The 7,073-nt window shown below is 71.4% G+C and carries 6 protein-coding genes; 3 read left to right on the forward strand and 3 right to left on the reverse strand.

Annotated elements, in window-relative coordinates; genetic code table 11:
- Positions 1-200: 200 nt before the first annotated feature.
- Positions 201-989: a TetR/AcrR family transcriptional regulator gene (locus tag ACF08B_RS08720; RefSeq protein ID WP_392316671.1), complete on the reverse strand. Its 789-nt coding sequence runs from the start codon at positions 987-989 to the stop codon at positions 201-203.
- Between the two features lie 377 nt (positions 990-1,366).
- On the opposite strand from ACF08B_RS08720, the gene ACF08B_RS08725 reads away from it, so the two are divergent.
- Positions 1,367-2,743 (forward strand): NAD(P)/FAD-dependent oxidoreductase, encoded by a 1,377-nt coding sequence (locus tag ACF08B_RS08725; protein ID WP_392316672.1) that lies wholly within the window; start codon positions 1,367-1,369, stop codon positions 2,741-2,743.
- Between the two features lie 134 nt (positions 2,744-2,877).
- Positions 2,878-4,524: a SpoIIE family protein phosphatase gene (locus tag ACF08B_RS08730; protein ID WP_392316673.1), complete on the forward strand. Its 1,647-nt coding sequence runs from the start codon at positions 2,878-2,880 to the stop codon at positions 4,522-4,524.
- A 72-nt stretch (positions 4,525-4,596) separates the two neighbouring features.
- Here the strand turns inward: ACF08B_RS08730 and ACF08B_RS08735 are convergent, their stop codons facing one another.
- The gene (locus ACF08B_RS08735; protein ID WP_392316706.1) at positions 4,597-5,853 is read right to left on the reverse strand and encodes an MFS transporter; all 1,257 of its coding nucleotides are present in this window, start codon (positions 5,851-5,853) and stop codon (positions 4,597-4,599) included.
- A 134-nt stretch (positions 5,854-5,987) separates the two neighbouring features.
- Between ACF08B_RS08735 and ACF08B_RS08740 the strand changes: the two genes are divergently transcribed.
- A complete protein-coding gene (locus tag ACF08B_RS08740) occupies positions 5,988-6,536 on the forward strand; it encodes a MarR family winged helix-turn-helix transcriptional regulator (RefSeq protein WP_093476539.1) in 549 nt (182 codons plus the stop codon).
- Positions 6,537-6,773: 237 nt separating this feature from the next.
- Here the strand turns inward: ACF08B_RS08740 and ACF08B_RS08745 are convergent.
- Positions 6,774-7,073 (reverse strand): hypothetical protein (locus tag ACF08B_RS08745; protein ID WP_392316674.1); only part of this gene is annotated, 300 nt, incomplete at its 5' end.

Consider the following 7,073-nt stretch of genomic DNA (forward strand, 5'->3'; position numbering starts at 1 on the left):
GCGGACTTGTCAGCAGCTCCTGCAGAAACCCACTCGAACGAGCTGCCGATCCCCGCGAAACCCGTTCCGCCACCCGCGCCGACCGCGAAGGCCGCGGACGGCGAGGACGGCGGACGGGATTCCCGGCGCCGCTGCGAACGGCGCGTGCGACTTGGGGCGTGCGGACAGGGCGCGCGCCCCGAGCGCGCGCCCCGCGGCTGTCACGCCGGCCGGGACCGCAGTCCCTCCAGCAGGATGTCCAGCAGTCGCGCGGACGCCGCCGCCTGCTGCGCCGCGTCCGGCAGGGAGGGTGCCGCCGTGGCGATCACGAGCAGCACGTCGGACACGGACACGTCGGTCCGCAGTTCACCCGCCGCCCGCGCCCGCTCCACCAACTGCCCGACGACCTCGAGCAGCGCTCCGATCCCGGTGTCGTCGGCGGCCACCGCGGCCTCGTCGGTCACCAGCCGCAGTTCACCGCCCCCGGGCTGGATCCGCTGCTGCGGCACCCGCGCCGCGTCGACGGAGCCCGCCGGGCCACCCGGCACCTCCGGCAGACCGGAGTCGGCCGGACCGGTGGAGCCGACGCGCAGCACCTGCGGCGGCAGCAGCCGCCCCGCCCCCGACGCCACCGACGTCCGCAGGAACCGGGACAGCGCCGACCACGGCTCGTCCTCCTGCCCGAGCGCGGTCCGTGCCTGTTCGGTCAGGCGTGCCGTCTCCTCCTCGGCTATCCGCCGGACCAGCACGTCCTTGCTCGGGAAGCGCCGGTACACCGTGCCGACACCGACCCGCGCGCGCCGCGCCACGTCCTCCATCGGCGCGCCGTAGCCCAGCTCGCCGAACACCTCACGCGCCGCACGCAGCACGTGTTCCAGATTGCGCTGTGCGTCCACGCGCAGCGGCGCCGTACGCGACCCGTCCGCGCGTCCGTTGCCCGCCGCGCTCATCGCGCCGCCATGCGGCGCGACAGCGGTTGCAGATGACCAATGCGTGTCCTGAACATGCATGTGTTCCCCCGGTAATGACGTCTCCCCCCGGAGACTCCCCGCCTGAATGCCGGAGCGCGCGGAACCGGCGTCGGTCCCGACCGGACCCGCCCGTCGCGGACCCGTTCGACCACATTCCCTACACTCCGTCGACACACGAACATAGTTGAGAGGGAGTCAATTCAGAAGGGGCAGGTTCCGCACAGTGCGCCCCCCGATCGGAGTACGGGTCATGTACGTCCCGATTCCGCACCTTCGCTCCCTGTCGTCCGTCCCCGCTGACCTGGTCCCTTTCGTCCTGCCCCGACGGCGCGGCCGGCTCCGCGCCCGCCCGGCCGCCGGTCACACAATCTGCCGGGGCTGTGGACAAACAACAGCGCCGGGTGCGTCATGGGACGGTGAAGGAACGTGCGCGCATTCTGGTTGTCGGCGGCGGCTACGTCGGGATGTACACGGCCCTGCGGCTCCAGCGGAAGCTGAAGTCCGAGCTCAGGCGGGGCGAGGTCGACATCACCGTCGTCACTCCCGATCCCTACATGACGTACCAGCCGTTCCTCCCCGAAGCGGCCGCCGGTTCGATTTCCCCTCGTCATGTCGTCGTACCGCTGCGCCGCGTTCTGGACCAGTGCCATGTGGTCGTCGGCGAAGTGACCTCCATCGACCACCGGATGCGCACCGCCGCCGTCACCACGCTGGCCACCGCCGAGGAGGGCAGGGCGGCCGAACTCCTCGGCTACGACGAGCTCGTGCTCGCCCCCGGATCGGTCGCCCGCACCCTGCCCGTCCCCGGCCTCGCCGAGTACGGCATCGGTTTCAAGACCGTCGAAGAGGCCATCGGGCTGCGCAACCACGTCATCGAGCAGATGGACATCGCCTCCTCCACCCGTGACCCCTCGATCCGCGACGCCGCTCTGACGTTCGTCTTCGTCGGCGGGGGCTACGCGGGCGTGGAGGCGCTCGGCGAGCTGGAGGACATGGCCCGCTACACCGCGCGCTACTACCACAACGTCCGCCCCGAGGACATGAAGTGGATCCTCGTGGAGGCCACCGACCGCATCCTCCCCGAGGTCGGTGCCGAGCTGGGCCGCTACACCGTCACCCAGCTGCGCCGCCGCAACATCCAGGTGCTGCTGGAGACCCGCCTGGAGTCCTGCGCCGACCGCGTCGCCGTGCTCAGCGACGGCCAGCGCTTCCCGACCCGCACGGTCGTGTGGACCGCCGGCGTCAGGCCGCACCCGCTGCTCGCCGCCACCGACCTGCCCCTCACCGCGCGCGGCCGCCTCAGGTGCACCGCCCAGCTGACCGTCGACGGCACGGAGCACGCCTGGGCGGCGGGCGACGCGGCCGCCGTCCCCGACGTCACCGCGGCCGAACCCGGCACCGAGACCGCCCCCAACGCCCAGCACGCCGTCCGGCAGGCCAAGGTCCTCGGCGACAACATCGCCCACGCCCTGCGCGGCGAACCTTTGGAGACGTACGCGCACGCGTACGTCGGCTCCGTCGCGTCCCTCGGCCTGCACAAGGGTGTGGCCCAGGTCTACGGGCGCAGGCTCAAGGGCTACCCTGCCTGGTTCATGCACCGCGTCTACCACCTCAGCAGGGTGCCCACCTTCAACCGCAAGGCCCGCGTCTTGGCCGAATGGACGCTCGCCGGGCTCTTCAAACGGGAGATCGTCTCGCTCGGATCCCTCGAACATCCGCGAGCGGAGTTCGAACTCGCGGCCGGTGGAAAGCCTCCTCACAGTCCCTCCGGCGACCCGAAGGGGTCGTCCTGACCGGACCCAGGAACTCCACCGCCCGCCCCGGCGTCTGACGGATGTCCTTCGCCGCGGCCCGCTCCCTGCCAGACTGCCCTTCGACGTCGGACGGGCCACCCGCCCGCCCTAGCACCCACGAGGCCTTCCCCACAGTGAACTTCACGCGCTGGAGCGCCCGGCTCCCCGGAACGCAGCGCCGCGCCGCGGCGCGGACCGAGACCGCGGTCTCCGCGGACCGGCGGGGCGAAGGCGCGGTGCCCGCGGCCCGCGCCGAACAGCCGACCGAGGACACCCCCGTGGTGCCCGCCGTCGACGAACTGCCCGCACGCGACGTCCTCGACCGCGTCCCGGCCCTCGTCGCCCTGCTCCACGGCCCCGACCACCGCCTCGCCTACGTCAACGACGCCTACGCGACCGCCTTCGGCACCCGGCCCACCGGCGCGCCCGCCCGCGAGGCGCTGCCCGAACTGGCCGAACTGGGGCTGCTCCCGCTCCTCGACCAGGTGCTGCGCAGCGGGAAGCCCCGCACCCTGAAGTCCCGCAAGGCGGTGGACGGCCGCTCGTACACGTTCACCTGCACCCCCGTCACCGAGGGCGGCGACCGCGACGGCGGGGTCCTGGTCTTCGCCACCGACGTCACCGACCACGCCGAGGCGGCCGAACGGCTGCGCGCCAGCGAGCGCCGCCAGCGGGAGACCGCCGTCACCCTCCAGCGCTCCCTGCTCCCGCAGGAACTGGAGCAGCCCGACGACCTGCGCATCGCCGCCACGTACCAGCCGGGCGGCACCGAAGCCGCGGTCGGCGGCGACTGGTACGACGTGATCACCCTCGGCGGCGGCCGCACCGCCCTGGTCATCGGCGACGTCATGGGCCGCGGGGTGCGCGCGGCGGCGGTCATGGGCCAGCTCCGCACGGCCGTGCGCGCCTACGCCCGCCTCGACCTCCCACCGCACGAGATCCTCCAGCTCCTCGACGGCCTCGCCACCGAGATCGACGCCAACCAGATCGCCACCTGCGTCTACGCCGTCCACGACCCCAACGAGGGCCGCCTGGTGTACGCCTCCGCCGGCCACCTGCCGATCCTCGTCCGCGACGAGAGCGGCTCGGTCTCCCGCGCCGACGAGCCCACCGGCCCGCCGCTCGGCACGGGCGGCTGGATGCACGCCTCCGGCTCCATCGCCCTCGGCCCCGGTGCCACGGCCGTCCTCTACACGGACGGCCTCGTCGAGCGCCGCGACGAGGACCTGGACGAGGGCATCGCCGCCCTGGAAAGAGCTCTCGCCGGCGCGACCGGCACCCCGCAGGTCGTCTGCGACCGGCTGGTCCGCTCGGCGGGCGTCACCGCCGACCACGACGACGACGTGGCCGTCCTTGTCCTCCAGCACCCGGCTCGTACGGGCCACGAGAGCGACCTCTTCCGCAACGCGGCCCTGGAACTCCTCGGCGGCGTCGAGGCGGCCCCCCGCGCGCGTGCCTTCGCCTCCGGCGTGCTGACGAGCTGGCGCTTCCCGGTCGAGCTCCACGACCTCGGGGTCCTCGCCACCAGCGAGCTGGTGGCCAACAGCCTCCAGCACGGCACCCCGCCCATGCGGCTCCGCCTCCGCCGCACCGACCGCCGTCTGATCATCGAGGTCACCGACGGCGACGACCACCTGCCGAGGCGCCGCCGGGCGGAACCGGCCGACGAGTCCGGCAGGGGCATCGCCATCGTGGCCACGATCGCGTCCGGCTGGGGATCCAGACGGACCCCGGGCGGGGGCAAGGCGGTCTGGTGCGAGTTCGTCCTGCCCAAGGGCTAGACGCCGAAGGGGCGCGAACCGATCTCGGTCCGCGCCCCTCTCTGTACGGCCCGCGTATGGCCTGTGCACCGCCTAGGCGGCCAGCGACTCCGCCGGCGCCTCGCCCCGGGCTACGACGCGGCTGGTGCGCAGCCAGGGCTGGTCCTGCGCATCCGTGAGCCGCCGTCCCAGCCGGAGCGCCAGCGCGGTGATCCCCAGCGAGAACAGCAGGAAGGTCACGATGTACGGCGCGTGCAGCGAGGCGCCCATGGGCCCGCCCACCGCCGGCCCGACCGCCAGCGCCAGCTGCTTGACCAGGGCGAACGCCGAGTTGTACTGACCGGCCATGCCCTCCGGCGCCAGATCGGCGACCAGCGGGGCGACCGTCGGCGACAGCATCGCCTCACCCAGACCGAACAGCGCGTACGTCGACACGAACGCGGCCGTGGCCATCTCCTGGCTGCCGTGGCCCAGCCCCGCGTACCCGGCCGCGACCCACGCCACGGCCCAGATCAGCCCGACCGCGGCGATCACCCGGGACCGCCGGCGCCGCTCCACGAACTTCAGCACGGCGAACTGGGCGACCACGATCATCAGCGTGTTCGCCGCCAGCGCCGTACCCAGCGCGGACGTCGAGATCCCGGCCGCCTCCACCCCGAAGGCACTCAGCCCCGACTCGAACTGGCCGTAGCAGGCGAAGAACAGCACGAAGCCCAGGACGGACAGCTGCACCATCGCGCGGTTCCCGAGCAGCTGCTTCCACCCGCCCCTCGCCGACGGCACGGGCGCGTCCTCCATCCGCGGGGAGTGCGGCATCCGCACGGTCGCCATCACCGCGACCAGGACGAGGAACATCGCCGCCTCGATCGCGAACAGCAGCGTGAACGAGGACACGCGCGTGGTGTCGACCAGGTGACCGCCGATGAGTCCACCGACGCCGAGCCCCAGGTTCTGCAGGAAGAACTGCGTGGCGAACGCGCGCGAGCGGGTGTCCGCCGTGGAGCAGTCCACGATCATCGTCGCCAGCGCCGGCTGCATCACGGCCTGACCGGCACCCAGCGCCGCGGCGGCCAGCAGTACGGCGGTGGCGTTGCCCGCGAGGCCGAGGCTCAGCGATCCCAGAGCGGCGGAGACCAGGGCGGCGAGCAGGACCGGGAGCGGGCCGCGCCGCACGATCGCCCGGCCGGCGAACGGCAGCACGATCAGCGCGGCCACGGCGAAGACGGCGAGCACGAGTCCCGCCGTCATCGACCCCAGGCCCCGCACCTGCGCCACATAGACGTACAGGTAGGGGACCGTGAAGCCGAGCCCGAATGCGCTGAGTGCGTTGCCCACGTGGATCCGGCGCATCGCTGCGCCCATCGCCCTGGTCACGTTCACCTCTCTCACTAGTTAAGCCTGAAGACTTCAAAGCTAAAGTTCGAAGCTAAAGAGTACACAGTGAAGGACTTCAAGGCAAAGGAGCTGCGTGTCATACTGCGGCCATGGCCGAGACCCCCGGCATCCCTGAGCCGACACTCGAAGAACAGATCGCCGCCTACCAGCGCGAGTTCCAGGACCTCGACCCCCAGGTCGAGAAGATCGTGTCGGCGCTGTCCAGGCTCAACCGCCGGATGAACGTCGCCTACGGCCGCCAGACCTCCGCCCTCGGCATCAGCAACGCCGAGTGGGAGGTCCTCAAGGCACTCGTCCTCTCCGGCGCCCCGTACCGACTGGGCCCCAGCGACATCGCCAAGCGGCTCGGTCTCACCCCGGCCGCGATGACCCACCGGATCGACCGCATGGTCACCGAGGGGCTGGTCACCCGGGAGAGGGACGAGTCCAACCGGGTCCGGGTCATCGTCGAGCTGACGCCCGAGGGCCGGGAGAAGTGGCTGGAGGCCATGCGTCTGGCGACCGTCTTCGAGGAGGACCTGCTCCAGGACCTCACTCCTTCGGAGCGTGCGGTCCTCGGCGAGGTGCTGACGACGCTCCTGCGCAGGGTCGAGCACGCCCAGCCGGACGCCGGCGGCCGGCTCAGCGACCTGGACTGATGCCCGCCGGGCGGCCGGGCAGAAAAGATCTTGACAGGAGGGGGTTGACACGCCCCCAGCCGATCCGTAAAGTTCTTCGGGTTGTCAGCGAGCCGTAACGGTTCACCGGCAACACTCCGCCGCCTCGAGCGGCACTCACACCACAGCAAGATCCTCTGACGAGATTGATTTCGGCGCGCCCGAATTCAATTCGAATGGAGGGCCGGTCGCCCGATTGGGAATCGCCGGCCGGATCCGCTAAGGTTTGAGACGTCGGAACGGCCCAAGGGCCGGGAAGACAACCCCCGCTGACTGGGGATCAGACGCCGAAAGGATCTGATAGAGTCGGAACCGCCGGAAAGGGAAACGCGAAAGCGAGAACCTGGAAAGCACCGAGGAAATCGGATCGGAAAGATCTGATAGAGTCGGAAACACCGAAGGGAAGCCCGGAGGAAAGCCCGAGAGGGTGAGTACAAAGGAAGCGACCGTTCCTTGAGAACTCAACAGCGTGCCAAAAATCAACGCCAGATTAGTTGATACCCCGTCTCCGGTCATCAC

The sequence above is a fragment of the Streptomyces sp. NPDC015139 genome (genome assembly GCF_043079785.1).
Taxonomy (GTDB): Bacteria; Actinomycetota; Actinomycetes; order Streptomycetales; family Streptomycetaceae; genus Streptomyces; species Streptomyces albidocamelliae.